Genomic DNA, 25,397 nt, shown 5'->3' with positions numbered 1-25,397 from the left:
GCGATTACGGATACGCGATGTCGACGATGTAGACCCGTTTCTCGCCTGTGGGCGTCTGGACGCTGACCTCGGCGTCCAGGGCCTTGCCGATCAGTGCCCTGGCCAACGGCGAGTCGATGCTGATCAGGTTCTGTTTCAGGTCCAGCTCGTCCGGGCCGACGATGCGGTAGCGTGATTCCTTGCCGTCCTCATCTTCGACCGTGACCCAGGCACCGAAATACACCTTGTTCGGATCGCTGGGTTTTTCACTGACCACTTTGAGCGCCTCAAGGCGCTTGGTGAGGAAGCGCACGCGACTGTCGATTTCCCGCAGCATTTTCTTGCCATAGGTGTATTCGGCATTTTCCGAACGATCACCCTGGGCCGCCGCCTCGCTGACCGCCTGGGTCACCTGGGGACGGCGCACGTGCCACAGCTCATGGAATTCAGCACGCATCCGCGCTTCACCCTCGGGGGTGATCAGCGCGGTGCCGGCAGTGCGGGGTGGGCGATAACGGCTCATGGCAACTTCTTGTGATAGCGAAGCCGGGAGTCTATCAACCCTCGCGCAATACTGTCAGCGGGCTGGCGTTGAGCGCCCGACGGGTGCCGAACACCCCGGCTGCGCCGATCAACAAAGCCCCCAGCAGCGGCAATACCAACAGCCATGGATGCGGATGCCAGGGCAGGTCGAAGGCGTACCGGTAAAGCACCAGGCTCACCAGCTCTGAACCCAGGGCCGCGAGCAGGCCACTGACCGCGCCCAGCAGGCCGAACTCGATGCGCCGGGCCTTGACCAGCAGGGGCCGTTCGGCGCCCAGTGCGCGCAACAGCGCGCCTTGGCGAATCCGTTCGTCGAGGGTCGCCTGCAGGCCGGAAAACAGCACCGCCATCCCCGCCGCCAGCACAAACAGCAACACGTATTCCACGGCCAGGGTCACCTGGGCCAGGATGCTGCGCAGTTGTTCGAGCAGGGCCTCGACTTGCAGGATCGTCACCGCCGGAAAGTCCCGGGACAGGTCGACGATCTGTTGGTCGTGGCCCGGCGCCAGGTAGAAGCTGGTGAGGTAGGTCGCCGGTAAGTCCTTCAGTGTGCCGGGCTGGAAGATCATGAAGAAGTTGGGCTGGAAATTGTCCCAGTTGATTTCCCGCAGGCTGGTGACCTTCGCTTCACGGTTGACGCCGCCGACATTGAAGACCAGGCGGTCGCCCAACTTGATCTTGAGGTTCTCGGCCACTTTGCCTTCCACCGAAACCCCCGGGACATCGTCCGGAGGTTGCTGCGGCCACCAGGTCCCGGCGGTGACGACGTTGCCCGCCGGCAGGTCCGCGGCCCAGGTCAGGCTCAGGTCGCGTTGTAGCGCCCGGTCACCCGCTGAATCCTTGGTGACGAACTCCTTGGCCGGTTCGCCATTGATGCTGATCAGACGTCCGGGGACCACAGGGTAGAGCGGGGCCGATTGCGCCGACAGTGCCAGCAGCTTGTCGGTGAAGGCCTGCTTGTCGTTGGGCAGGATGTTCAGGGCGAAATAGTTCGGCGCGTTTTTGGGCAACTGGTTTTGCCAGGTGTCCAGCAATTCACCGCGCAGCAGCGCGATCAATGCCATGGACAGCAGGATCAGGCCGAACGCCAGGGCCTGGCCGGCCGCCGCCAACGGATGGCGCAGCAGTTGGCCGAGGCCCAGTCGCCAGGGCAGGGCGGCGCGGGCCAGCAGGCGACGCAGGCTCTGGAGCAGCAGCAACAACAAGCCGCCGAGCACCAGCGCGGCAACGACGCCACCACCCAACAAGGCGAAGGTCAGGACCAGGTCCAGGCTCAGGCGCCACATGATCAGGCCCAAGGCACCCAGTGCCGCACCGTAGATCACCCAGGAACTGGAGGGGATCGGCAGCATGTCCCGGCGCAGCACGCGCAATGGCGGCACTCGCCCCAGCGCAGCCAGTGGCGGCAGGGCGAACCCCGCCAGCGCCACCAGCCCGGTGCCGATCCCGGCAATCGCCGGCAGCAGGCCGCCCGGCGGAACGGTGGTCGGCAGCAAGTCATGCAGCAGGGCGAACAGACCCAGTTGGGCGACCCAGCCGAGCAGGGCACCACTGATACTGGCGAGCAGGCCCAGCACCGTCAATTGCAGACTGAACAGCACCATGGTTTCTCGGCGTGACAGGCCCAGGCAACGCAGCAGCGCACTGGCATCGAAGCGTCGAGTGGCAAAGCGGTTGGCCGAGAGCGCGACAGCGACACCGGACAGGAGCACCGCCACCAGGCTGGCCATGTTCAGGTAGCGCTCGGCCTTGCCCAGTGCGCCGCCGATCTGGCGGTTGCCGTCGCGGGCATCCTGCAGGCGCTGGTTGGGTTCAAGGCCAGGCTTGACCAGATCGCGATAGGTCTGCAGGGCCGGCGCCGGGCCGCGCCACAGGTCGCGATAGCTGACACGGCTGCCCGGTTGCACCACGCCGGTGGCCTCCAGGTCCTTGAGGTTGATCAGCACTCGCGGGGTGAGGCTGTAGAAGTTGCCGGCGCGATCCGGCTCATACGTCAGCACTCGGGCCAACCGCAGGGTCTGGTTGCCAACGTCGATGCTGTCGCCGATCTTCAGGTCCAGTGCCGTCAGCAGGCGTGCCTCGACCCAGGCCTCGCCAGGGTTCGGACGTCCGCCGGTTTCTTCCGGCGCGAATGGGGCGGGGGTGCTTTTCAGCTCTCCGCGCAGAGGGTAGTTGTCATCGGCGGCCTTGACGCTGGACAGCTGGATGCCATTGTCGGTGGCCACGACACTGGAGAACTCCACCACCCGGGCGTGTTCCAGCCCCAGTTCGGTGCCGCTGCGGATCTGCTCAAGGCGGGCCGGCGAGCTGCCTTCGAGCAGCAGGTCGGCACCGAGGAATTCGGTGGCGCGCATCATCATCGTGCCGTTGAGGCGGGCACCGAAGTAACCGATGGCGGTACTCGCCGCCACCGCCACCAGCAGGGCGAAGAACAACACCCGCAACTCACCGGCGCGGGCATCGCGAAGCAATTGACGGACAGCGAGACTGAACAGGCGCAACAGCGGCAAGCGTGCCATCAAGGCTCCAGAGGGGCGACCATCTCGCCAGCTTCAAGTCGGATCAGGCGCCGGCAACGATGGGCCAGGCGTTCATCATGGGTGACCAGCACCAGGGTCGTGCCGCGTTCCTTGTTCAGTTCGAACAGCAGGTCGCTGATGCGCTCGCCGGTGTGGCTGTCGAGGTTGCCGGTGGGTTCGTCGGCAAACAGCACGTCGGGCTCGGCGGCAAAGGCGCGGGCAATCGCCACCCGTTGCTGTTCGCCGCCGGAGAGCTGGCGCGGCGAGTGGGTCAGGCGCTGGCCCAGGCCGACGCGCTGCAACAGTTGCGTGGCGCGTTCGCGGGCATCCTTGCGACCGTCCAGTTCCAGCGGCAACATCACGTTTTCCAGCGCGTTGAGGCTGTCGAGCAACTGGAACGACTGGAAAACGAAACCGACATGCTCGGCGCGGATCTGCGCGCGCTGGTCTTCATCCAGTGCGCTGAGGGCCTGGCCAGCGAGCGTGACCTCGCCGCTGCTGGGCAGGTCGAGGCCGGCCAGCAGGCCCAGGAGGGTGGATTTGCCGGAACCGGACGCGCCGACGATGGCCAGGCTGTCGCCTTTGTTCAGTTCCAGGCTGAGTTCGTGCAGGATGGTCAGTTCACCTTCCGCGCTGGCGACCACTTTGCTAAGGTCCGTCGCGGTGAGAATGCTTGAGCCCATGGAGAATCCGATGCGTGTGTGGTTTTTGAGTGCCGGCCTGGCCTTGATGTGCATGGCCCAGAACGCAGCGGCGGGTACAGTCCTGATCGTTGGCGATAGTATCAGCGCGGCTTTCGGCCTGGATACCCGGCAAGGGTGGGTGTCGCTGCTCGAACAACGGCTCAAGGCCGAGGGTTTTGACGATAAAGTGGTCAATGCTTCCATCAGCGGCGACACCAGCGCCGGAGGCCAGGCGCGGCTGCCGGCGCTGCTTGCAGCCCATAAACCGGACCTGGTGATCCTGGAGCTGGGTGGCAACGATGGCTTGCGTGGACAGCCGCCAACACAATTGCAACAAAACCTTGCAGCGATGATCGACAGCGCCCGTGCCAGCGGTGCCAAGGTGCTTTTGCTGGGCATGCAATTGCCACCCAATTACGGAAGGCGCTACACCGATGCCTTTGCCCGGGTCTACACCACCCTGGCCGAGGAGAAAAAAGTCCCGCTGGTGCCGTTTTTCCTCAAGGACGTCGGTGGCGTTCCGACCATGATGCAAGGTGACGGATTGCACCCGTCCGTCGCGGCCCAGGGCAAGTTGCTGGAAAATGTCTGGCCGACACTGAAACCGCTGCTTTGACGCTTTTCTACCGGCGGGCTTTCGGCTAATGTGGCGCCCCCGATTTGGAGCCCCCGATGCCGCGTCCCGCCTGGTCCCTGTTTGCCTACCAACTGATCGAGCCTGACGAGCAGCTGGATCTGTTCGCCTGCCAGGAAGTACGGGTGCACCTGGTAACCCGGCAACTGGAACTCGGTGGCTCGGCCGACCGGACCCTCTGCGGCAGCCTGCTGCCGGCCCAGCCGCGCTGGTCCAGCGTCGATCGCAAGATTTTCCAGGATCATCGCCTGTGCTCGCTGTGCCGGGCGATCCTGGAGTCCCAGAAGCGCGGCACCTCGCCAATCTGGCCGGAGCTGCGGTTCGAGTTGTAATCCCTTGCTCCAGTGTGGGAGCGAGCTTGCTCGCGATGAGGGCGGCACATTCAACACTAATGCCAGCAGACCCTCCGCTATCGCGAGCAAGCTCGCTCTCACAGGTTTCATTTCAGTTCCAGACATGCTGCGCATCGGACGCCTGCGTACCGCTCTCCCCGAAATAACAGGTGGCGGTGTACAATCGCCGTTTTCATACCCCTGTTCGATCTGCGAAGGATTTCCCGGATGTTGCCGCGCTTGCCTGCCGTCGCCCGCTGCCTGTCTCTTGCCGCCCTGTGTATGGCGGGCCCCGTTGCCGCACTCGAGCTGCCTCTGCCACCGCCGGGTGAAGACATCATTGGCCAGGTGCAAGTCATCAAGGCCAAATACGAAGACACCTTCGCCGACCTGGGCACTACCTATGACCTGGGCTACAGCGAGATGGTCGCCGCCAACCCGGGGGTCGATCCCTGGTTGCCGGGCGCTGGCACCGAGATCGTGCTGCCCACTCGCTTCATCCTGCCGCCGGGCCCGCGCGAGGGCATCGTGATCAATCTGGCCGAGTACCGTCTCTACTATTTCCCCAAGGGCCGGAACGTGGTCTACACCTTCCCACTGGGGATTGGCCGTGAGGGCTGGGGTTCGCCGATCGCCCACACCAGCATCATCGCCAAGACGCCGAACCCGACCTGGACGCCGCCTGCCTCGATCAAGGCCGAACACGCCGCCGACGGCGACCCGTTGCCGAATGTCGTGCCCGCCGGCCCTGATAACCCGCTGGGGCCTTTCAAGTTCACCTTGGGTACCCCGGGCTATCTGATCCACGGTTCGAACAAGAAGTTTGGCATCGGCATGCGGACCAGCCATGGTTGCTTCCGGATGTTCAACAACAACGTACTGGAAATGGCCGGCATGGTGCCGGTGGGCACGTCGGTGCGGATCATCAACGACCCCTACAAGCTGGGCTTGAGCGGTGGCAAGGTGTACCTGGAAGCGCATACGCCGTTGGACGACAAGGGCAACCCGTCGGTGGTGGACAAGCACACCGCGGTGATCAACGCGATGCTCAAGCGTGAAGACATCACCAGCAACCTGCGCATGAACTGGGACGTGGTGCGGGACGTGGTGGCGGCCGAAGATGGCCTGCCGGTGGAAATCGCTGTCCCCAATACCTCGGCACCGATGGTCTCGAGCGCGCCGATCGATTTACAACAGTAAAAACCTCGAAAGCAACCCGCCGATGTTTCGCGATGTCGGCGGGTTTTTTATCGCCTGCTAAAACACCAGGCAATAAAAAGCCGACCCAAAAATGGGTCGGCTCGATAACAATCCCGAAGGACTATTACTTGCGGCTAGCTTTTTCCAGCATGCGCAGAGCACGCTCGTTAGCTTCGTCAGCAGTCTGTTGTGCTTTTTGAGCAGCAGCCAGAGCTTCATCAGCTTTACGGTAAGCTTCGTCTGCACGAGCCTGGGAGCGAGCTGCTGCGTCTTCGGTAGCAGTCAGACGTGCTTCGGTTTCTTTCGATGCGCTGCTGCAACCGGTAGCCAGAACTGCGGCCAGGGCCAGAGCAGAGAATTTCAGAACGTTGTTCATCGGTTTCCCCTTCAAGGACTTTCTATTAGTGACTGTCTCCCCAGACTGAGGAGTTAGCCGGCGTACATACTACCCATTACTTGTAGTAAGTAAACTGACGTAGCGCAAGAAGCAAAAAAATTGTAGGCGGTGATTCTTTTTCGAGCAACTTTTCTTAGGCGTGTTGAAAAAATATACAGCCCCAAGCCCTTGGCTGGAGCGCGTCGACGAAGAAAAGTTCCGCAGCCTGGAAGAACTCTTGCAGCCCTCGCTAACGTCGTTGTTTATTGATTCACCTACACTTTTGTACATTTTTTGTGCAGCGCCCCAGGCATCTTTGTTGGTATTGGCGGTGACTTTAACTACGCGCGCTCGTCTCAAGACTCAACAACTGGCGATGTTCAGCTATTGCACCGTGATCGACTACAGCGCGACGATGGCGCTCAATCGATAAACCCGACCAGGTTTACCCCTTCGATGACAGGCGTGCCTTGAGCATTTGCGTCATTGGTGCCTACTATTCACGACGTGCTCGGGTTTGAGCGGATCGTTTTTGGCGCTCGGTGACCAGGAAGGCACGGGGTGGCGTAGATGTTCCTTCGCCGGAAAAACATCGGTAAGGTAGGGGTCGGCATTCAGACCCGCGAGGAGTAGTGATGAGCGAGGCGGTTACCATCCACCATGACCAGGCTGGTCATCAGTTCGAGACCAATGTGGACGGTCATCGTGCCTATCTGACCTACATGGACCTGGGCAAGCAGACCCTGGATATCTATCGTACCTTCGTGCCCAACGCCTTGCGTGGCCGGGGCATCGCGGCGGCGCTGACCGAAAGGGCGCTGCAGTACGCTGAAGAAATGGGCTACACGGTGATCCCGTCCTGCTCCTATGTGGAGCGTTACATGGAGCGTCACCAGCGGCACGCGGCGAAGCTCTGAGAAAACGGATTCCCCATAAAAAAACGCCGGACTGAAAAGTCCGGCGTTTTTTTATGCGTTGCTTTTTATGCGTTGAAGCAGGCCCGATCAGCTGCGCTGACGCTTCGGCAGCACGTCCTTGAGCTTGGCGTGCATGCTGCGCAGGGTGTTCTCGGTCGCGCTCCAGTCGATGCAGGCATCGGTGATGGAGACACCGTACTGCAAGTCGGCGAGGTCTTTCGGGATCGCCTGGCAGCCCCAGTTCAAGTGGCTTTCGACCATCAAGCCGATAATCGACTGATTGCCTTCCAGGATCTGGTTGGCCACGTTCTCCATCACCAGTGGTTGCAGCGCCGGGTCCTTGTTGGAGTTGGCGTGGCTGCAATCGACCATGATGTTCGGCTTGATCTTGGCCTTGTTCAGCGCCTGCTCGCACAGGGCGACGCTGACCGAGTCGTAGTTCGGCTTGCCGTTGCCACCGCGCAGCACCACGTGACCGTAGGCGTTGCCCTTGGTGGTGACGATCGACACGCCACCTTCCTGGTTGATACCCAGGAAGCGATGCGGGCTGGAAACCGACTGCAAGGCGTTGATCGCCACGGTGAGACCGCCGTCGGTGCCGTTCTTGAAGCCCACCGCCGACGACAGGCCGGAGGCCATTTCGCGGTGGGTCTGGGATTCGGTGGTGCGCGCGCCGATGGCCGACCAGCTGATCAAGTCCTGCAGGTACTGCGGCGAGATCGGGTCGAGGGCTTCGGTGGCGGTGGGCAGGCCCATTTCCGCCAGGTCCAGCAGCAACTGGCGACCGATGTGCAGGCCGTCCTGGATCTTGAAGGAGTCATCCAGGTACGGGTCGTTGATCAGGCCTTTCCAGCCGACGGTGGTCCGAGGTTTCTCGAAATACACGCGCATGACCAGGTACAAGGTGTCGGAGACTTCCGCGGCCAGCACTTTCAAGCGCTCGGCGTATTCGTGGGCGGCCTTGATGTCATGGATCGAGCAGGGGCCGATGACCACGAACAGGCGATGGTCGGTGCCGTCCAGGATGTTGCGAATGACTTCCCGGCCCTTGGTCACGGTGCGCAGGGCAGCGTCGCTCAGGGGAATATCGCGCTTGAGCTGGTCAGGCGTGATGAGGGTCTCGTTGGAGGCGACGTTAAGGTCATTGATCGGTAAATCAGCCATCGTGTTACTCGTCAGGTCACGGGTGCCGGCCGCCAGCGATCCCCGCGCGGCGGTGCACAGCGGATTTTAAGCGCGTCGGGGAGCCGAACCTTATCGCGTTACGAGGTGGCTCGACAATGGGCTGGGACGGGTTTAATGCCCTATAGGCTGGGGAAAGGGCCTTGGAGACGGCTCTGCGACAGATTCGTGAGCAGATGTAATGAAGATTGCATGCCATGCTGCTCGCACTGATAGTGTGCAGGGGCTTTTACCAGGAGAGTTGCAACGATGCAGGCAGGGGTTAAACCGCGGATCGGGATGATCGGCACCGGGGCGATTGGCGGGTTTTATGGCGTGATGCTGGCCCGTGCCGGTTTTGACGTGCACTTTCTACTGCGCAGCGAATTTGCTGCCGTGGCCGAAGCCGGTTTGCGCATCGACAGCGCAGTCCATGGCGCGCTGGCCCTCGACCCCGTCCAGGCCTATCGCTCGGCGACCGACATGCCGCCTTGCGACTGGCTGCTGGTCGGCGCCAAGACCACCAGCAATGCCGACCTGGCTCCGGCCATTGCCCAGGCGGCCGCTGATGGGGCAAAAGTCCTGTTGCTGCAGAACGGCCTGGACGTCGAGGACAACCTTCGACCGTTGCTGCCCGATTCGTTGCACCTGCTGGGTGGCCTGTGCCTGATCTGCGTGCATCGCGTCGGCCCGGGCGTCGTCGCCCACCAGGCACTTGGCGCGGTCAACGTCGGTTATCACAGCGGTCCCTGCGCCGATCAGGCACAACGCATGGCGATCGTCGAAGAGGCGGCGACGCTGTTCCGCAGCGCTGGTATCGAAGCCCAGGCCATGCCTGGCCTGCAACAGGCCCGCTGGCAGAAGCTGGTGTGGAATGTGCCGTACAACGGTCTTTCGGTTCTGCTGGGCGCCAGTACCACGCCGCTGATGGCCAACGACCATAGCCGCGAATTGATCCAGGCATTGATGGCGGAGGTGGTCCGCGGTGCGCAAGCCTGCGGGCATCACATCGCGCCGGGTTACGCCGAGTACCTGTTCACGATGACCGAGAAGATGCCCGATTACTGGCCGAGCATGTACCACGATTATTCCCACAAACGTGCGCTGGAGGTGGACGCGATCTACGGCCGGCCATTGGCGGCGGCGAAAGCGGCAGGGTGTGAGCTGCCGAAAATCGAGGCCTTGTATCAGGCGTTGGCGTTCATGGATCGCAATAACCGCTGAGCGGGGCGAAAGGGGGAGCGGCATGGTAAACAACATCGACGACAAACTGGTGCTGGCGATTTCGTCGCGGGCGCTGTTCGACCTGAGGGAAAGCCACAAGGTGTACCTGTCGAGTGGCGTCGAGGCCTATCGGCAATACCAGATCGAGCATGAAGACGAAGTCCTCGCGCCGGGGGACGCCTTCGCTCTCGTGCAGAAACTGCTGGACCTCAACGAACACCTGGGACGTGCCCGGGTCGAGGTGATCCTGGTGTCGCGCAACAGTGCCGACACCGGCCTTCGGGTGTTCAACTCGATTCATCATTACGGGCTGGCGATTTCGCGCGCGGCCTTCGTCGGTGGTCGCAGTCCTTACCCGTACCTCAAGGCATTCGGCTGCGACCTGTTCTTGTCCACCCACGCTGAAGACGTGCGCAGCGCCCTGGACGCCGGGTTTGCCGCGGCGACCATCCTGTCGGGTGGGGCCAGTCGTGCCGCCAGTGGGGAATTGCGCATTGCGTTCGACGGTGATGCGGTGCTGTTTTCCGACGAGTCGGAGCGTGTCTATCAGGCTGGGGGGCTGGAAGCCTTCCAGGCCAGCGAGCGACAGTCTGCCCGAGAGCCGCTGCGGGGCGGGCCGTTCAAGGGCTTCCTGGCGGCGCTCAATGCGCTGCAGCGCGAGTTCCCCGAGGACGCTTGCCCCATTCGCACGGCACTGGTGACGGCCCGTTCGGCACCGGCCCATGAGCGGGTCATCCGGACCTTGCGTGAATGGGATATCCGTCTGGACGAGTCGTTGTTTCTTGGCGGCCTGACCAAGTCGGCGTTCCTGGAGGCCTTCGCCGCCGATGTGTTTTTCGATGACCAGACCGGCCACTGCGAACTGGCCCGGGAGGTGGTCGCCACCGGTCACGTGCCTCATGGCATCAGTAACGAAATAAAGCCCTGACGTCCTCGAGGCCGGGACGTCAGGCCGCACGTCGCAGTCTCCAAGGCGCTGCTAAGCTGAATCAATCTCCGCCATTCTGGCACGCGAGGAGGTCACATGATTCGTTCGATGCTGTACGCCACAGACCTGGGTCTTTATGCCCCTTATGTGATGCAGCATGCCTTGGCGCTGGCACGGACGTTTGAAGCCGAGTTGTATGTGGTGCATGCGGTAGAACCGATGGGGCTGTTCGCCGAATCGGTGTTGCAAAGCTATCTCGACGAGCAGGCGCTGAACGAATTCCATCGCCAAGGTCTGAATACGGTGATGGCCAATATCGAGCAGCGGGTGCTCGACAGTTTCCGTGAGGAATTGAGAGAAGGGCAACAGGACTTGAAACTGATCAAGTCGGTCAGGGTGTATCAGGGCGACCCTTCCCAGGTCATCCTGGAACAGGCTGCGAAACTCTCTGTGGATTTGCTGATCGTAGGCAGTCATTGCCAAGGAGCGAGCGGTGAAACCCCTTTGGGCAGGACCGCCGCGCGGGTATTGCAGTTATCCCGGGTGCCGGTCTACCTGGTTCCCCTGGTGCAGCGCCGACGCCAGGGTGAGGCTTGAGGCTAAATGATGGCGTTTTATAAAAAGTTCTAGATTTATTGTCGAAACCTTCCATATAGTTATATACCGTCGCTGATGCCCGTGGCGTCCAACTGCTTTGAGGGATACATATGAAGCTTCAACAACTGCGCTACATCTGGGAAGTGGCGCACCACGACCTCAACGTTTCCGCTACTGCCCAAAGCCTCTACACGTCGCAACCCGGCATCAGCAAGCAGATCCGCCTGTTGGAAGACGAACTGGGCGTCGAAGTCTTCGCCCGCAGCGGCAAGCACCTGACCCGCGTGACCCCGGCCGGTGAGCGTATCATCACCACGGCTGGCGAGATCCTGCGCAAGGTCGAAAGCATCAAGCAGATCGCCCAGGAGTTCTCCAACGAGAAAAAAGGCACCCTGTCGATCGCCACCACCCACACCCAGGCCCGCTATGCGCTGCCGCCGGTGATCAGCAATTTCATCAAGCAATACCCCGACGTGGCGCTGCACATGCACCAAGGGTCGCCGATGCAGATCGCCGAGATGGCCGCCGACGGCACGGTGGATTTTGCCATTGCCACCGAGGCCCTGGAGTTGTTCGGGGACCTGGTGATGATGCCGTGCTACCGCTGGAACCGCTGCGTGGTCGTGCCCCAGGGACATCCGTTGACCAAGCTGCCGAAGCTGACCCTCGAAGCCCTGGCCGAATACCCGATCGTGACCTACGTGTTCGGTTTCACCGGTCGTTCCAAGCTCGACGAAGCCTTCAGCCATCGTGGCCTGACGCCGAAAGTGGTGTTCACTGCCGCCGACGCCGACGTGATCAAGACTTACGTCCGCTTGGGCCTGGGCGTGGGCATCGTCGCGAAAATGGCCGTCGATACCAAGCTCGACAGTGATCTGGTGGTGTTGGATGCCAGCGAGTTGTTCGAGTCCAGCGTGACCAAGATCGGCTTCCGTCGTGGCACCTTCCTGCGGGGTTTCATGTGCGATTTCATCGAGAAATTCGCGCCGCACCTGACCCGGGAAGTCATGGCCAAGGCCATCCAGTGCCACAACAAGCAGGAACTCGAAGAGCTGTTCGACGGCGTCGAACTGCCGGTGCACTAAAAGCGTTACCTGCCTAAATCGCCTCGGTGACAGCGAACTGTTGCCGGGCGCCCGCGACCACGATCTCGACTTCATCCCCTTCGAACTTGCCGAGCAGGCCTCGGCCCAGCGGTGAGCGAGGGGTGATGACGGTGATCGGCTGACCCACCAGCGAAACCTTCAAGCCGGCCGCATCCGGCCCGAGGAAGAGCCATTGCTGGCGGCCGTCCTCATCTTCCAGCCCAATCAATGTGCCGACCTGAATACCGCGCTGCTCGTCGTAAGGCCTCAACGCCAGGTTTTGGCAAAGGGTGAGGGCCTGGCGGATTTCTTCCACGCGCCTGGCTTGTCCGGCGGCGAGGTAGGACGCCTCGAGACCCAGGGTGTCGTACTTGTTTTCGGCGATGTTTTCTTCGTGGGTCGCGGTTTCGTAGGCGGTCTGCGCGGCGCGTTCGGCGATGTCGAGATCAATCTTGAGCTTGTCGAGAATCAACTGGTGGACGGTCTGTTTGTTCATATCATTCGCAGAATTGCAGCACGTTGGCGCGGCTTTTTTCACTGGGCGCATTCTGGTCCTGTTGCAACCAGAACTGGCACTTGGGGTTGGACAGGTTGCGCGGATTGCTGCGGGCCTGATCAAGCGCCTGGCGCTGTTCGTTCCGTTGCAGGTTCTGCTGATACTGCTCGAACATCGGCGCGGGCGGCTCCGGCTCCGGGGCCGGTTGCACCGCCGGTGGTTGCGCCAGTTGATGGACGGCGGCGGCCACCGGTGCCAGTTGTTCGTTGAACAGGAATCTGGACAGCAGCCAGCCCGTCAACACGATGGCCAGGAACCCCAGCCACAGGCCCAGGGCAATGCTGAAGGTCAATTGCAAAGCCGTAAGGCGCGAGGGTGTCGAGTGATCGGGCATGGCTGCTTCCTGGCAGGGTCATGGGCAGGCGCTGATTGTCGCATGAAGATTAATCGCCGTCGGCTCTTCTGCGCGATCGGTTTATTCGGGACAATCAGGCCTTTGTCATGGGGAGTCGGGAATGGCTGTGCGCTGGGATATTTTTTGCACCGTCGTCGATAACTATGGCGACATCGGTGTCACTTGGCGCCTGGCTCGGCAATTGGTGGCCGAGCACCCATGTGCGGTGCGGCTGTGGGTCGACGACCTGCGTGCTTTCGAACGGCTGTGTCCGCAAATCGATATCACCCTGTCCGAGCAATGGCAGCAGGGTGTGCAAGTGTGCCACTGGCCTGCGGACTGGCCGTCCACCGAGGCCGCCGAGGTGGTGATCGCCGCGTTTGCCTGCCAGTTGCCGAGTGCCTACATGGAGGCGATGGCCGAGCGCCAGACAACGCCCTTGTGGATGAACCTCGATTATTTGAGCGCCGAAGACTGGGTGATCGGCTGTCACGGCTTACCGTCGGTCAAATACAAGCACGTGCAGAAATATTTCTTTTTCCCGGGCTTTCGGGAGGGAACCGGTGGCTTGCTGCGTGAGGCCGGTCTGCTGGAACGTCGTCGGCAATTTCAGCAGGATGCCGAGGCACAACGCCGTTTCCTGCAAGGCTTGGGCGTCGAGCGGGCACCGGAGACCTGCCTGATCTCGTTGTTTGCCTACGAGAACGAAGGTTTGGCGAGCTGGTTTGACGCGATGGCAACCGATGCCCAGGCGTTTCATGTGCTGGTCCCCGAAGGGCGGGTGCTGGGCGATGTCGAGCGGTGGCTCGGGGTCGAAGACCTGAAGGCCTGTGCGCCGCATCGACGCGGCGCGCTGACGGTGCAGGTGCTGCCGTTCGTCCGCCAGGATCAGTACGACCAATTGCTGTGGTGCTGTGATTTCAATGCCGTGCGTGGCGAAGACTCCTTTGTGCGCGCCCAATGGGCCGGTCGGCCGATGCTCTGGCATATCTACCAGCAGGAAGAAGATGTCCACCTGGAAAAGCTCGAGGCATTTCTCAGGCTCTACACCCAGGGGCTTTCGGAAACGGCGGAAAAAGCGATCAGCGGTCTTTGGCGGGCCTGGAATGCCGGCCAGGACATGGCCGAACATTGGAAAGCGACTCGCCAAGAGCAGCAGGAACTGGCCGAACATGCCCAGGCGTGGTGTCTGGAACAGGCCTCGCGACCCGATCTTGCCGCAGCGCTGGTGAAGTTTTATGGAAATTGGATATGATACGCGGCCTAGATTTTTGTAAATCCCATCCAAATTCGGATATTCGCAATGAAAACTGGTAAAGAACTGAAACCCGGGACCGTGATCCGTCTCGAAAACGATCCTTGGCTGGTTCAGAAAGCTGAGTTCACCAAGTCGGGTCGTAACAGCGCGATCATGAAGACCAAGCTGAAGAACCTGCTGACCGGTTACAAGACCGAGATCGTCTACAGCGCCGACGACAAACTGGACGACGTGATCCTCGACCGCAAAGAAGCGACCCTGTCCTTCATCAGCGGCGACACCTACACGTTCATGGACACCACTGACTACACCATGTACGAGCTGAACGCCGAAGACATCGAAAGCGTTCTGCCATTCATCGAAGAAGGCATGACCGACGTCTGCGAAGCCGTATTCTTCGAAGAGCGCCTGGTTTCCGTAGAACTGCCGACCACCATCGTGCGTCAGGTTGACTACACCGAAGGTTCCGCTCGCGGTGACACTTCCGGCAAGGTCATGAAACCTGCCAAACTGAAGAACGGTACCGAGCTGTCGGTTGCCGACTTCATCGAAATCGGCGACATGATCGAGATCGATACCCGCGAAGGCGGTTCCTACAAAGGCCGCGCTAAATAAGCGAAGTCTTGTGTATGAAAAAAAAGCCCGACCATTGAGTCGGGCTTTTTTATTTGCGCTGCCTTCTGTTAGACCGGGGGACAGCGGGAGCTTGTGTGGGAGCAAAGCTTGCTCGCGATACAGACACCTCGATTCCAGAGGCACCGCGCCGCTTTCATCGCGGGCAAGCCTTGCTCCCACAGCCCTCGCCACAAAGGCTCCGGAGCCCAGTTATTTCAAGTGCTGCTTGAGCTCTTCGGACGCCTGTAACATCGCCGAGCGCACCGCTGGCACCTGGCTGACCACGTTGAGCAATCCATAGTCGTGGATCATGCCGTTGTAGCGCACCGCCGTGACGGGCACACCGGCCGCGTCCAGCTTGCGGGCATAGGCTTCGCCTTCATCGCGCAAGACATCGGCCTCGGCGGTCTGCACCAGCGCTGGCGGCAGGCCCTTGAGTTGTGCGGTACTGGCCCGCAGTGGCGAGGCATAGATCTCGCCGCGTTGCCCGGCATCGGTGGTGTAGTTGTCCCAGAACCACTTCATCATGTTTTTACTGAGGAAGTGCCCTTCGGCGAACTGGTTGTAGGACGCCGTCTCGAAGCTGGCATCGGTCACCGGCCACAGCAATGCCTGGAAACGGATCGCCGGTGTGCCTTTGTCCTTCGCCATCAAGGCCACGACCGCCGCCATGTTGCCGCCGACGCTGTTGCCCACCACGGCCAGGCGCTTGCCGTCGACGTTGATCTGCTTGCCGTGTTCGGCCACCCATTTCGTGGCGGCGTAGGCCTGGTTGATCGCCACCGGGTAATGCGCCTCGGGTGAAGGCGTGTAGTTGACGAACACCGCGACAGCACCCGAACCCGCCACCAGATCCCGAACCAGCCGTTCGTGAGTCGGGAAGTCGCCCAGTACCCAGCCACCGCCGTGGAAGAACATGAACACCGGCAACTCACCCTTGACCCCGGCGGGGCGAACGATGGTCAGGCTGATCGGCTGGCCATCGACCTGGATGGTTTTCTCGCTGACGTCGGCCTTGGGCAAGGTCAGTTTGACCCCCGCCTGGGCGCCCACCAATACGGCGCGGGCGTCCTTGGGCGACAGCTGCTCCAGTGGCTTGCCGGTGCCGGCGTTCAGCGCGTCGAGAAACGCCTGGGTGTTGTGTTCGACGATGCCGTCGGCGAAGGCACTGCTGACGCTGAGGGCGAGAAGGGTGCCGGTCAAGGCTTTGCTGAGCGTGTTCATGTGTAACTCCTTAAGTTCGGGTCCAGGGTTCGGTGGTCAGACGGTTACGTGCAGGCGCACATCGACGTTGCCGCGGGTGGCGTTGGAATACGGGCAGACTCGGTGAGCGGCGTCCACCAGGCTTTGCGCGTCGCCCTGGTCCAGGCCCGGCAGGCTGATGTGCAGGTCGATGTCCAGGCCGAAACCGCCAGGGATCTGGCCGATGCCGACATGGGCGGTAATCGAGGCGTCGTCCGGGATCTTGCGTTTGCTCTGGCCGGCCACGAATTTCAGGGCACCGATGAAGCAAGCCGAGTAGCCGGCGGCGAACAGTTGCTCAGGGTTGGTCGCCGCACCGCCTGCACCGCCGAGTTCCTTGGGCGTGGCGAGTTTGACGTCGAGGATATTGTCACTGGAGATCGCACGACCATCACGGCCGCCGGTGGAGGTTGCGATTGCGGTGTAGAGCGTTTGCATGATGAGAGCCTCGTTTCGGGGTTGGTGTTATTGCGCTAAATGTTTGCGCGCTAAGTAGGTGTGAGACAAATGTATAGCGCTAATATTTAGTGCGCAAGTTAAATTTTCGAGGCGAGTTGAATTTTAGACGCTGAAAGGGCGTGTAACCCTTGAGCTAGAGCTGCTTTGTGGTGTTGAAATTTTTTTTGAGGAGGGATCTGGTAGACAGGGCTGCCGCTATCGCGAGCAAGCTCGCTCCCCCAAAGGTCTGCTGGATGACGCAGATTTTTGCGGACACCAGAAATCCAATGTGGGAGCGAGCTTGCTCGCGATAGCGGAGGATCAGTTGGCGGGGATATCGGATGTGCTGACGCCTTCGCGAGCAAGCCCGCTCCCACAGGGGAAAGTCAGAGGCTGTCTTGCAAATGCCCGCGCAGTGCCTGCAGGTCCAGTTGCAGCTTCTTCAACTGCTCCAGGGTCTGGCCGCTGGCGGCGAGGATGCATTGGGGGATGTCGAGGGCCTTTTGCTGCAGGGCACGGCCCTGTTCGGTGAGTTCGACAATCACCACGCGTTCGTCCTCACGGCTACGGGTGCGGCTCAACAGGCCTTCGGCTTCCAGGCGCTTGAGCAGTGGGGTCAGCGAGCCGGGGTCGGTCAGCAGGCGCGTGCTGATTTCACCGACGGTCAATCCGTCCTTTTCCCACAACACCATCATCGCCAGGTATTGCGGATAAGTCAGGCCGAGGGCCTGTAGCAGCGGCTTATAGACCTTGGTCATCAGCAGCGACGTGGAGTGCAGGGCGAAACAGACCTGGTTGTCGAGCAACAGGGCTTCGCAGGCTTCGGGGGTGTCGCGCGGGGTGCTCATGGCAAAAACCTTCAATCAATGGTCGTGACAAATCTAGCGGGCGAACCTTTAATGCGCCAGATAATTCTGACGTTCTGATCAGATGTTACGTTCCCCCGCTGGCGCCGACTGCGTAGGATAAGCGTCCTGATGAAAGGGGAATCGTCTGTGATCGAATTTGTAATTTTTGTGGCGTTCGGTGCCGTGTTAGGCACCCTTGGGGGATTGTTCGGCATTGGTGGCGGGTTGATTGCAATTCCGGTGCTGGGCGTCTGGTTCGGTCTCGACCAGCAACTCGCCCAAGGTACGGCGCTGGTCATGGTGGTGCCCAATGTCATGCTTGCGTTGTGGCGCTATCACCAGCGCAATCGCATCGAATTGCGCCATGTCCTGCCGTTGGCTTCCATGGGCTTCTGCTTTGCCTGGCTCGGCTCGATCTGGGCCGTGGGGATCGACGCGGACAGCATGCGAATCGGCTTCGTGGCGTTCCTGATCGCGCTGACGCTGTACAACCTGGTGCGCATGTTCGCCGCCACTGCACCCGCGTCGGCGCAGATGCGTCATGGTTGGCCATGGCTCGGCGTGCTGGGAGCCGCATCCGGCACCATGGGCGGCTTGTTCGGCGTCGGCGGGGCCGTTGTCGCCACGCCGATCCTGACCAGCATTTTTGGCACCAGCCAGGTGGTTGCCCAAGGCTTGTCCCTGGCGCTGGCGTTGCCCAGTACCGGCGTGACCCTCGCCACGTATGCGTTTCACCACGAAGTGGACTGGAGCATCGGCCTGCCGCTGGCCGTCGGTGGCCTGCTGAGCATCAGTTGGGGGGTGAAAGTCGCCCACGCCTTGCCGGAGCGGCTGTTGCGCGGGCTGTTCTGCGGTTTCCTGGTGCTGTGCGCGGTGTTGCTCGCCTTTAAAGTTTGAAACCTTCGACGATGTGTTCGGCCAGGCACTCGGTGATCGGCGACGGGTTGTGCAGGTTGCGGATCAGCATGATGCTGGCCTCGGGCAGTTCCGGCAGGTCTTCGGCCTCGCCCAATACGCGCATGTCCGGGGTCAGCAGGCTTTCCAGTTGTGCCGTGATTGCCAGGCCGGCACCCACCACCGCCATGAGCGCCGACAGGCTCGAGCTGTTGTACGCCACGCGATAATCGCGGCCCATGGCATCCAGCGCATTGCAGGCCCATTGCCGGCAGAAACAGTCACTGTTGAACATTGCCAGCGGTAGCGGTGTTTGTTCATGGACGTTGAAGCAGGCGGCTTCGGCCCAGACAAAGCGCTCCTTGCGCAGCAGTTGGCCGATTTCGTCCCCCGGTTTACGGGTGACGATGGACAGATCCAGGTCCTGGCGCAACAGCAGTTGCTTGGACGACTCGCAGTGCACTTCGATTTCGATCAGAGGATAGAACTGGGCGAAGCGTTGCAGGATGCCTGGCAAAAAACGCATCACGTAGTCGTCCGGCGTGCCGATGCGCACCGTGCCGACCATGTGCGGTTCGCGCAGGGTATTGAACACTTCGCTGTGCAACTTGAGGATCCGCCGGGCGTAACCCAGCAATACCTGGCCTTCGGCGGTGAGCTTGACCTGGCGCCCGTCACGCTCGAACAGCCGTCGCTGCAAGACATCTTCTTCCAGCCGCTTCATCTGCATGCTGACGGCAGACTGGGTGCGATTGACCAATTCCCCGGCCCGGGTGAAACCGCCCTGGTCGGCGATGGCGACAAAGGTACGCAGCACTTCCGTATCGATGCTCGGGTAACTCGACAATTGATCAATCTCCGAGATGTATTGCATAAGAAACATTCGTTGGATTGATCTTAGCGTTAGCGCGAGACTTGAGCCATCCCCAACGGAGGACATCACGATGAAAGGTCAAAAAGGTTATCTACTGATAGACAAACTCTCCCACGGCTTTTCCATCAGCGCCTTGCTGCACAAGTTTAGTCGCTGGTACGAATTGCACCACGAACGTGAACTGCTGGCCGGAATGAGCGACGAGGCGCTCAAGGACATCGGCGTGAGTCGTGCCGACGTAGAGCAGGAAGTGGTTCGGCCATTCTGGGATGACCCCATGCACAAATGAGCCATCCTCTCCTACACAAACCCCTTATTGGTGAGGTAGGTTGCGAGCAGACAAGGAGATCTCCATGCCCGCGACTGTATCCTTTACCCTCAAACAGGCCCGGCGTCTGGCGTTGGCCGCCCAAGGATTCGATGGGCGGTCGCCGCCAGCTTCGGTGCAACCCTCGCGCCTCAACCGCCTGATCGAACGCCTCGGCGTCCTGCAGATCGACTCCGTCAATGCGCTGGTGCGCTCGCATTACCTCCCTCTGTTTTCCCGCCTCGGTCACTACCCTCGCGATTTGCTCGATCAAGCTGCCTGGAGCCAGGGCCGACGTCGCACGCTGTTCGAATACTGGGGCCATGAAGCGTCGCTGCTGCCGATGTCGATGTATCCGCTGATGCGCTGGCGCATGGACCGGGCGTCGGGTGGCGAGGGGATCTACCAGCAACTGGCGCGTTTCGGCCAGGAACGCCAGGATGTCATCCGCCGCGTCCTGGCGTCGGTCCAGGAGCAGGGTGCCCTTGGCGCCGGCAGTTTATCCACCCGTCAGGAAAAGGCCGGGCCATGGTGGGACTGGAGCGCGGAGAAACATGCGCTGGAATGGCTATTCGCGGCGGGCGAAGTCACGGTGGCCGGACGGCGTGGGTTCGAGCGACTCTACGATTTGCCGGAGCGAGTACTGCCGGCCTCGATCCTGCGGCAACCGCTGCCGGACGAAGCCCAGGCCCAGCGCGCCTTGCTGGTACATGCCGCCGAAGCCCTGGGCATCGCGACCGAGAAAGACCTGCGCGACTACTTTCGCCTCGACCCGGCCGACAGTCGCGGGCGGTTGGCTGAGCTGGAAGAGGCCGGGGAACTGCTGCGCTGCGAGGTGCAGGGCTGGAAACAACCGGCCTGGTGCCGACCCGCGGTGAAAATCCCTCGCAAGGTCGCCGCCAGTGCCTTGCTGTCGCCGTTCGATTCGCTGGTCTGGGAGCGCGGCCGTACCGAGCGGTTGTTCGACTTTCGCTATCGGCTGGAAATCTACACTCCCGTGCACAAGCGGGTGTACGGCTACTACGTGTTGCCGTTCCTGCACCACGAACGCATTGCGGCGCGGGTGGATCTGCGGGCGGAGCGGGCCTTGGGGCAACTGGCCGTGCATGCTGTGCACGAGGAGGCGCCGGGGCTCGACGAGGAGGGGATGCAGGCGTTGGCGCTGAACCTGTGGCGCATGGCCCGGTGGTTGGGGCTGGAGCGGGTTCAGCTCAATTGCCAGCGGGTGGGTGGGGTGCGGTTGGCGGTGGCGTTAGCGCAGATCGATGGTGACTGAACTGGCCCTTTCGCGAGCAAGCCCGCTCCCACATTGGACCGAATCGGTCACCGATTTTGTGAACTCAACAGGTCCTTTGTGGGAGCGGGCTTGCTCGCGAAAGCGATAAATCAAACGCTACAAAGCTGACTGACTCACCGCCGCACCTGCTTCAACGTCTCCGCAATCAGAAACGCCAATTCCAGCGACTGATCGGCATTCATCCGCGGATCGCAGTGGGTGTGGTAGCGGTCCGACAGCCCGTCCTCGGTAATCGGCCGTGCGCCGCCGATGCATTCGGTGACGTTTTGCCCGGTCATTTCGATGTGAATCCCACCGGCATAGGTGCCTTCGGCCTCGTGGACCTGGAAGAATTGCTTCACTTCACCGAGGATCTGCGCGAAGTCCCGGGTCTTGTAGCCGCTGCTGGCCTTGATGGTGTTGCCGTGCATCGGGTCGGAGCTCCACAGCACATGCTTGCCTTCACGCTGCACGGCGCGCAACAGCGGTGGCAAGTGTTCGCCGACCTTGTTGGCGCCCATCCGGGCGATCAGGTTCAGTCGACCGGGGTCGTTGTCCGGGTTGAGCACGTCGATCAGGCGGATCAGGTCGTCCGGGTCCATGCTCGGGCCGACCTTGACCCCGATCGGGTTGTTCACCCCACGCAGGAATTCGACATGGGCTCCGTCCAACTGACGGGTGCGGTCGCCGATCCACAGCATATGGGCCGAGCAGTCGTAATAGTCATTGGTCAGGCTGTCACGGCGTACGAAGGCTTCTTCGTAATTGAGCAGCAGTGCTTCGTGGGCAGTGAAGAAACTGGTTTCGCGCAATTGCGGCGAGCTGTCCATGCCGCAGGCGCGCATGAACGCCAGAGTTTCGTCGATGCGGTCGGCCAGGTGGCTGTATTTTTCCGCCAGGGCCGAGTTGGCGATGAAGTCCAGGTTCCACTTGTGCACCTGGTGCAGGTCGGCAAACCCGCCCTGGGCGAAGGCGCGCAGCAGGTTCAAGGTAGCGGTGGACTGGTGGTAGGACTGCAACAGTCGCTCCGGGTCCGGTACGCGGCTTTTTTCGTCGAAACCGATACCGTTGACGATGTCGCCCCGGTAGGCCGGCAAGGTCACACCGTCGATGGTTTCGTCGTTGGCCGAGCGCGGCTTGGCGAATTGCCCGGCCATGCGCCCGACCTTGACCACCGGGCAGCCGGCGGCAAAGGTCATGACGATCGCCATCTGCAAGAGCACTTTGAAGGTGTCGCGGATCTTGGCCGCCGAGAACTCGGCAAAGCTTTCGGCGCAGTCGCCGCCTTGCAGCAGGAACGCCCGGCCCTGGGTCACCTCGGCGAACTGACGACGCAACTCCCGGGCTTCACCGGCAAACACCAAGGGCGGATAACTGGCCAGGGTCTGCTCCACCTGCAACAGGTGCGCGGCGTCGGGGTAGCGGGGTTGTTGCTGGATCGGCAGGGCGCGCCAGCTGTCAGGGCTCCAGGGTTGGCTCATCATGTTCTCTAGGTGATTTACGCTCGGACGGCCATGTTATCAGCAAATTAGTGCGTGACCTGTTCCGCTTGCTTCGCGGACAATCGCGCCTTTGTCCCGTATCCGCAGGCTCATGCCGGCACGGCAATCATCAGGAGATGAAATGACAGAGGAGCGCGTCGAGCATTTGCTCGCCGAGGTGCACGACGAATTCGGCATGATTCGCGTATTCGAAGTGGCCGATTACCGGTTTCTGGAGTTCGGCGATGCCATCGAGCAAAGCTGCGTGTTCACAGCCGATCCGAGCTGGCTCGAATATGACTACACCCGCGCCATGCTCATCGGTGCGTTGTGTCACGAGCAGCCGGAAAGCGCGCTGTTCCTGGGGCTGGGCGCCGGTACGCTGACCCAGGCCTGCCTCAAGTTCCTGCCGCTGGAAGATGTCGAAGCCATCGAACTGCGCCCCGACGTGCCGCGCCTGGCCATCGAATACCTGGGGCTGGACGACGATCCGCGACTGTACATCCGTATTGGCGACGCCTTGGAATTGCTTGAAACGGCGGAGCCGGCGGACCTGATTTTCGTCGACCTTTACACCGATGTCGGCCCAGGCGTCGGGCACTTGGCCTGGGGGTTCCTGGAAAACTGCCAGAAACGCCTCAACCCGGGCGGCTGGCTGGTGATCAACCAATGGGCCACCGACGACGGCAAGCCCTTGGGGGCGGCGCTGTTGCGCGGCTTGTACCACCGGCATTACTGGGAGCTGCCGGTGAAGGAGGGCAACGTGATCCTGATCGTGCCGGCGGACCTGGATCAGGAGCTGGACATGCAAGGACTGGCCACCAGGGCCGAAGGGCTGGCGCCGCGGCTGGGCTATTCGTTGCAGTCGTTGATCAAGGCTATTCGCCCGGCGACCTGATACACGTCCCAGGGGGTGAAAAAACTTGTGGGAGCAAAGCTTGCTCGCGAAGAACACAACTCAGTACTTGCGGAAATCGCAGTGTCTGCATCGCGAGCAAGCTTTGCTCCCACAGGTAAAGATGAATCGTTTTAGCTGGCTGCCCCAAGGCCTTGTGGCAGAGAGCCATGTATCGGGCTTTTCCGATAAAAAAAGCTCCCTTTTTGGGCGAATTCCGGTATAGTGCGCGCCGGCCTTTAGCCGGGCCGCGTCAAGGTAGCGCAATTCTCCGAAGTCAGCTTCGGTTGCATGTCCGCACAACGGATGCTTCCACGACGTTCTTTTTCATTCATTCGTTTTCGCAAATCCCCGCCGACAAAGCAGCCAGGGCGACTCTTGAGTCTCAACACGGCATGCGCAGCTTTGGAGCATGGGTCTTTGCGGATGCACTTAGAGGCAGACCCATGACCCAGGAAACCGGCGGCTTCGCCGCTTTTAATCTCAACCCGAACATTCTTGCTGCCGTCATTGCGACCGGCTACGAAGAACCTTCGGCGATTCAGCAGCAATCGATCCCGATCATCATGGCCGGCCACGACATGATTGGCCAGGCGCAAACCGGTACGGGTAAAACCGCTGCGTTCGCCCTGCCGATCCTGCATCGCATCGATCCTGCCAAGCGCGAGCCGCAAGCCCTGATCCTGGCGCCAACCCGTGAGTTGGCGCTGCAAGTAGCCACCGCTTTTGAAACTTACTCCAAGCAAATGCCTGGCGTTACCGTTGTGGCCGTTTACGGCGGCGCCCCGATGGGCCCACAACTGAAAGCTATCCGTAATGGCGCGCAGATCGTTGTCGCCACGCCGGGTCGTCTGTGCGACCACCTGCGTCGTGACGAAAAAGTCCTGGCTACCGTGAACCACCTGGTTCTCGACGAAGCCGACGAGATGCTCAAGCTGGGCTTCATGGATGACCTGGAAGTCATCTTCAAGGCTCTGCCAGCAACCCGCCAGACTGTATTGTTCTCGGCCACCCTGCCGCAATCGATCCGTGCCATTGCCGAGCGCCACCTGCGCGATCCGCAACACGTAAAGATCCAGACCAAGACTCAGACCGTCACCGCGATTGAACAGGCTCACCTGCTGGTTCACGCCGACCAGAAGACTTCCGCCGTTCTCAGCTTGCTGGAAGTGGAAGACTTCGACGCCCTGATCATGTTCGTGCGCACCAAGCAAGCGACCCTGGACCTGGCCAGCGCCCTGGAAGCCAAAGGCTACAAAGCCGCTGCGCTGAACGGTGACATTGCCCAGAACCAGCGTGAGCGCGTGATCGACTCCCTCAAGGATGGCCGCCTGGACATCGTTGTGGCGACCGACGTCGCGGCCCGTGGCCTGGACGTTCCGCGCATCACCCACGTGTTCAACGTGGACATGCCGTACGACCCGGAATCCTACGTTCACCGTATCGGCCGTACCGGTCGTGCCGGTCGCGAAGGCCGTGCACTGTTGCTGGTCACCCCACGTGAGCGCCGCATGCTGCAAGTGATCGAGCGTGTGACTGGCCAGAAGGTGGCTGAAGTTCGCCTGCCGGACGCCCAGGCCGTTCTCGATGCTCGCATCAAGAAACTGACCAACAGCCTGTCGCCCCTGGTGGCTGACGCCGAATCGACCCACGGTGAGTTGCTCGATCGCCTGACCGCCGACATCGGTTGCACCCCACGCGCCCTGGCCGCCGCACTGCTGCGCAAGGCCACCAATGGCCAAGCGCTGAACCTGGCTGCAATCGAGAAGGAACGTCCCCTGGTGCCGAACAACGCACCGCGTGGCGATCGTCCCGAGCGCACCGGTGATCGTCCGGACCGTGGTGATCGCGAGCGTCGTGCTCCGATCCCGTTGGCCGAAGGTCGTGCGCGCTGCCGTACCGCGCTGGGTGCCCGTGACGGCATCGCGGCCAAGAACCTGCTGGGTGCCATCCTCAACGAAGGCGGCCTGGCCCGCGAAGCGATCGGCCGCATTCAGGTGCGCGACAGCTTCAGCCTGGTCGAGCTGCCGGAAGATGGTCTGGAGAAGTTGCTGACCAAACTCAAAGACACCCGCGTCGCTGGCAAGCAGCTCAAGCTGCGTCGCTACCGCGAGGATTGATCGGCTCTTGGGCTGATTGATCGAACATGAAAAATCCCCGACTGGTTCGGGGATTTTTTTGCCTGGCGTTTGGTGTGTCTT

The 25,397-nt window shown here is 61.4% G+C and carries 27 protein-coding genes; 15 read left to right on the top strand and 12 right to left on the bottom strand.

Going from position 1 to position 25,397, the window contains the following annotated elements; all coding sequences use genetic code 11:
• Positions 1 to 4: 4 nt before the first annotated feature.
• Genes greB through AB4N80_RS25715 form a run of 3 tightly spaced genes read right to left on the bottom strand, consistent with a single transcriptional unit; the run spans position 5 to position 3,724 of the window.
• Positions 5 to 502 (bottom strand): transcription elongation factor GreB, encoded by a 498-nt coding sequence (greB, locus tag AB4N80_RS25725; RefSeq protein ID WP_003199337.1) that lies wholly within the window; start codon positions 500 to 502, stop codon positions 5 to 7.
• Positions 503 to 536: 34 nt separating this feature from the next.
• Positions 537 to 3,041, bottom strand: coding sequence for an ABC transporter permease (locus AB4N80_RS25720; protein ID WP_460079502.1), 2,505 nt, complete (start codon positions 3,039 to 3,041; stop codon positions 537 to 539).
• Positions 3,041 to 3,724, bottom strand: coding sequence for an ABC transporter ATP-binding protein (locus AB4N80_RS25715; protein ID WP_460079499.1), 684 nt, complete (start codon positions 3,722 to 3,724; stop codon positions 3,041 to 3,043). The genes AB4N80_RS25720 and AB4N80_RS25715 overlap by 1 nt, the downstream gene beginning before the upstream one ends.
• A 10-nt stretch (positions 3,725 to 3,734) precedes the next feature.
• On the opposite strand from AB4N80_RS25715, the gene AB4N80_RS25710 reads away from it, so the two are divergent.
• The 3 genes from AB4N80_RS25710 (at position 3,735) to AB4N80_RS25700 (ending at position 5,890) form a co-directional block, all read left to right on the top strand.
• Positions 3,735 to 4,340 carry an arylesterase gene (locus tag AB4N80_RS25710; protein ID WP_460079497.1) on the top strand — a complete coding sequence of 202 codons (606 nt, stop codon included), beginning with the start codon at positions 3,735 to 3,737 and terminating at the stop codon, positions 4,338 to 4,340.
• 56 nt (positions 4,341 to 4,396) lie between these two features.
• The gene (locus tag AB4N80_RS25705; protein WP_003199347.1) at positions 4,397 to 4,690 is read left to right on the top strand and encodes a hypothetical protein; all 294 of its coding nucleotides are present in this window, start codon (positions 4,397 to 4,399) and stop codon (positions 4,688 to 4,690) included.
• A gap of 228 nt (positions 4,691 to 4,918) precedes the next feature.
• Positions 4,919 to 5,890 carry a L,D-transpeptidase family protein gene (locus AB4N80_RS25700; RefSeq protein ID WP_060738551.1) on the top strand — a complete coding sequence of 324 codons (972 nt, stop codon included), beginning with the start codon at positions 4,919 to 4,921 and terminating at the stop codon, positions 5,888 to 5,890.
• Between the two features lie 124 nt (positions 5,891 to 6,014).
• Here the strand turns inward: AB4N80_RS25700 and oprI are convergent, their stop codons facing one another.
• A complete protein-coding gene (oprI, locus tag AB4N80_RS25695) occupies positions 6,015 to 6,266 on the bottom strand; it encodes an outer membrane lipoprotei OprI (protein ID WP_003183784.1) in 252 nt (83 codons plus the stop codon).
• A gap of 635 nt (positions 6,267 to 6,901) precedes the next feature.
• Between oprI and AB4N80_RS25690 the strand changes: the two genes are divergently transcribed.
• A complete protein-coding gene (locus AB4N80_RS25690) occupies positions 6,902 to 7,183 on the top strand; it encodes a GNAT family N-acetyltransferase (RefSeq protein WP_053120470.1) in 282 nt (93 codons plus the stop codon).
• Between the two features lie 87 nt (positions 7,184 to 7,270).
• Here AB4N80_RS25690 and AB4N80_RS25685 read toward each other — a convergent pair whose 3' ends face one another.
• Positions 7,271 to 8,347: a 3-deoxy-7-phosphoheptulonate synthase gene (locus AB4N80_RS25685; protein ID WP_003183777.1), complete on the bottom strand. Its 1,077-nt coding sequence runs from the start codon at positions 8,345 to 8,347 to the stop codon at positions 7,271 to 7,273.
• Between the two features lie 267 nt (positions 8,348 to 8,614).
• Between AB4N80_RS25685 and AB4N80_RS25680 the strand changes: the two genes are divergently transcribed.
• The 4 genes from AB4N80_RS25680 (at position 8,615) to cysB (ending at position 12,178) form a co-directional block, all read left to right on the top strand.
• Positions 8,615 to 9,568: a putative 2-dehydropantoate 2-reductase gene (locus tag AB4N80_RS25680; RefSeq protein ID WP_122568550.1), complete on the top strand. Its 954-nt coding sequence runs from the start codon at positions 8,615 to 8,617 to the stop codon at positions 9,566 to 9,568.
• Between the two features lie 22 nt (positions 9,569 to 9,590).
• Positions 9,591 to 10,496, top strand: coding sequence for a 5'-nucleotidase (locus tag AB4N80_RS25675; RefSeq protein WP_305470314.1), 906 nt, complete (start codon positions 9,591 to 9,593; stop codon positions 10,494 to 10,496).
• A gap of 96 nt (positions 10,497 to 10,592) precedes the next feature.
• Positions 10,593 to 11,093 carry a universal stress protein gene (locus tag AB4N80_RS25670; RefSeq protein WP_354339691.1) on the top strand — a complete coding sequence of 167 codons (501 nt, stop codon included), beginning with the start codon at positions 10,593 to 10,595 and terminating at the stop codon, positions 11,091 to 11,093.
• Between the two features lie 110 nt (positions 11,094 to 11,203).
• A complete protein-coding gene (cysB, locus tag AB4N80_RS25665; protein WP_003199376.1) occupies positions 11,204 to 12,178 on the top strand; it encodes an HTH-type transcriptional regulator CysB in 975 nt (324 codons plus the stop codon).
• A gap of 13 nt (positions 12,179 to 12,191) precedes the next feature.
• On the opposite strand, the gene AB4N80_RS25660 is transcribed toward cysB, so the two are convergent.
• Together AB4N80_RS25660 and AB4N80_RS25655 are read right to left on the bottom strand one after the other, a co-directional pair.
• A complete protein-coding gene (locus AB4N80_RS25660; RefSeq protein WP_122568548.1) occupies positions 12,192 to 12,674 on the bottom strand; it encodes a GreA/GreB family elongation factor in 483 nt (160 codons plus the stop codon).
• 1 nt (position 12,675) lies between these two features.
• Complete coding sequence (locus AB4N80_RS25655; protein ID WP_122568547.1) at positions 12,676 to 13,068, bottom strand: hypothetical protein; 393 nt, start codon at positions 13,066 to 13,068, stop codon at positions 12,676 to 12,678.
• 121 nt (positions 13,069 to 13,189) lie between these two features.
• On the opposite strand from AB4N80_RS25655, the gene earP reads away from it, so the two are divergent.
• Positions 13,190 to 14,323, top strand: coding sequence for an elongation factor P maturation arginine rhamnosyltransferase EarP (gene earP, locus AB4N80_RS25650; RefSeq protein ID WP_460079488.1), 1,134 nt, complete (start codon positions 13,190 to 13,192; stop codon positions 14,321 to 14,323).
• A gap of 48 nt (positions 14,324 to 14,371) precedes the next feature.
• Entirely contained in the window at positions 14,372 to 14,941 is a 570-nt protein-coding gene (locus tag AB4N80_RS25645; protein ID WP_003199385.1) for an elongation factor P, read from the top strand.
• A 210-nt stretch (positions 14,942 to 15,151) separates the two neighbouring features.
• Here AB4N80_RS25645 and AB4N80_RS25640 read toward each other — a convergent pair whose 3' ends face one another.
• The 3 genes from AB4N80_RS25640 to AB4N80_RS25630 form a co-directional block, all read right to left on the bottom strand.
• Entirely contained in the window at positions 15,152 to 16,165 is a 1,014-nt protein-coding gene (locus AB4N80_RS25640) for an alpha/beta hydrolase (protein ID WP_305470316.1), read from the bottom strand.
• Between the two features lie 36 nt (positions 16,166 to 16,201).
• Positions 16,202 to 16,621, bottom strand: coding sequence for an organic hydroperoxide resistance protein (locus AB4N80_RS25635; protein ID WP_122568544.1), 420 nt, complete (start codon positions 16,619 to 16,621; stop codon positions 16,202 to 16,204).
• 386 nt (positions 16,622 to 17,007) lie between these two features.
• Positions 17,008 to 17,469, bottom strand: coding sequence for a MarR family winged helix-turn-helix transcriptional regulator (locus AB4N80_RS25630; protein ID WP_305470317.1), 462 nt, complete (start codon positions 17,467 to 17,469; stop codon positions 17,008 to 17,010).
• A gap of 129 nt (positions 17,470 to 17,598) precedes the next feature.
• On the opposite strand from AB4N80_RS25630, the gene AB4N80_RS25625 reads away from it, so the two are divergent.
• On the top strand, positions 17,599 to 18,366 hold the full coding sequence (locus tag AB4N80_RS25625) for a sulfite exporter TauE/SafE family protein (RefSeq protein WP_436278788.1): 768 nt from the start codon (positions 17,599 to 17,601) through the stop codon (positions 18,364 to 18,366).
• On the opposite strand, the gene AB4N80_RS25620 is transcribed toward AB4N80_RS25625, so the two are convergent.
• On the bottom strand, positions 18,356 to 19,210 hold the full coding sequence (locus tag AB4N80_RS25620) for a LysR substrate-binding domain-containing protein (protein WP_027912697.1): 855 nt from the start codon (positions 19,208 to 19,210) through the stop codon (positions 18,356 to 18,358). The two genes, AB4N80_RS25625 and AB4N80_RS25620, sit on opposite strands and share 11 nt — an antisense overlap.
• Positions 19,211 to 19,307: 97 nt before the next feature.
• On the opposite strand from AB4N80_RS25620, the gene AB4N80_RS25615 reads away from it, so the two are divergent.
• Positions 19,308 to 19,526 (top strand): DUF1127 domain-containing protein, encoded by a 219-nt coding sequence (locus AB4N80_RS25615; protein WP_053120494.1) that lies wholly within the window; start codon positions 19,308 to 19,310, stop codon positions 19,524 to 19,526.
• Positions 19,527 to 19,590: 64 nt separating this feature from the next.
• The gene (locus AB4N80_RS25610) at positions 19,591 to 20,820 is read left to right on the top strand and encodes a winged helix-turn-helix domain-containing protein (protein ID WP_122568542.1); all 1,230 of its coding nucleotides are present in this window, start codon (positions 19,591 to 19,593) and stop codon (positions 20,818 to 20,820) included.
• Positions 20,821 to 20,954: 134 nt separating this feature from the next.
• Here AB4N80_RS25610 and AB4N80_RS25605 read toward each other — a convergent pair whose 3' ends face one another.
• A complete protein-coding gene (locus AB4N80_RS25605; protein ID WP_305491952.1) occupies positions 20,955 to 22,301 on the bottom strand; it encodes a class II 3-deoxy-7-phosphoheptulonate synthase in 1,347 nt (448 codons plus the stop codon).
• Positions 22,302 to 22,443: 142 nt separating this feature from the next.
• Between AB4N80_RS25605 and AB4N80_RS25600 the strand changes: the two genes are divergently transcribed.
• Complete coding sequence (locus tag AB4N80_RS25600; protein WP_122568541.1) at positions 22,444 to 23,199, top strand: spermidine synthase; 756 nt, start codon at positions 22,444 to 22,446, stop codon at positions 23,197 to 23,199.
• A gap of 443 nt (positions 23,200 to 23,642) precedes the next feature.
• The gene (locus AB4N80_RS25595) at positions 23,643 to 25,316 is read left to right on the top strand and encodes a DEAD/DEAH box helicase (protein WP_122568540.1); all 1,674 of its coding nucleotides are present in this window, start codon (positions 23,643 to 23,645) and stop codon (positions 25,314 to 25,316) included.
• Positions 25,317 to 25,397 lie beyond the last annotated feature (81 nt).

Source organism: Pseudomonas sp. H3_A02 (genome assembly GCF_054671965.1).
The sequence above is the reverse complement of the archived record's forward strand: the minus strand, read 5'-3'. Positions and strand labels throughout refer to the sequence as shown.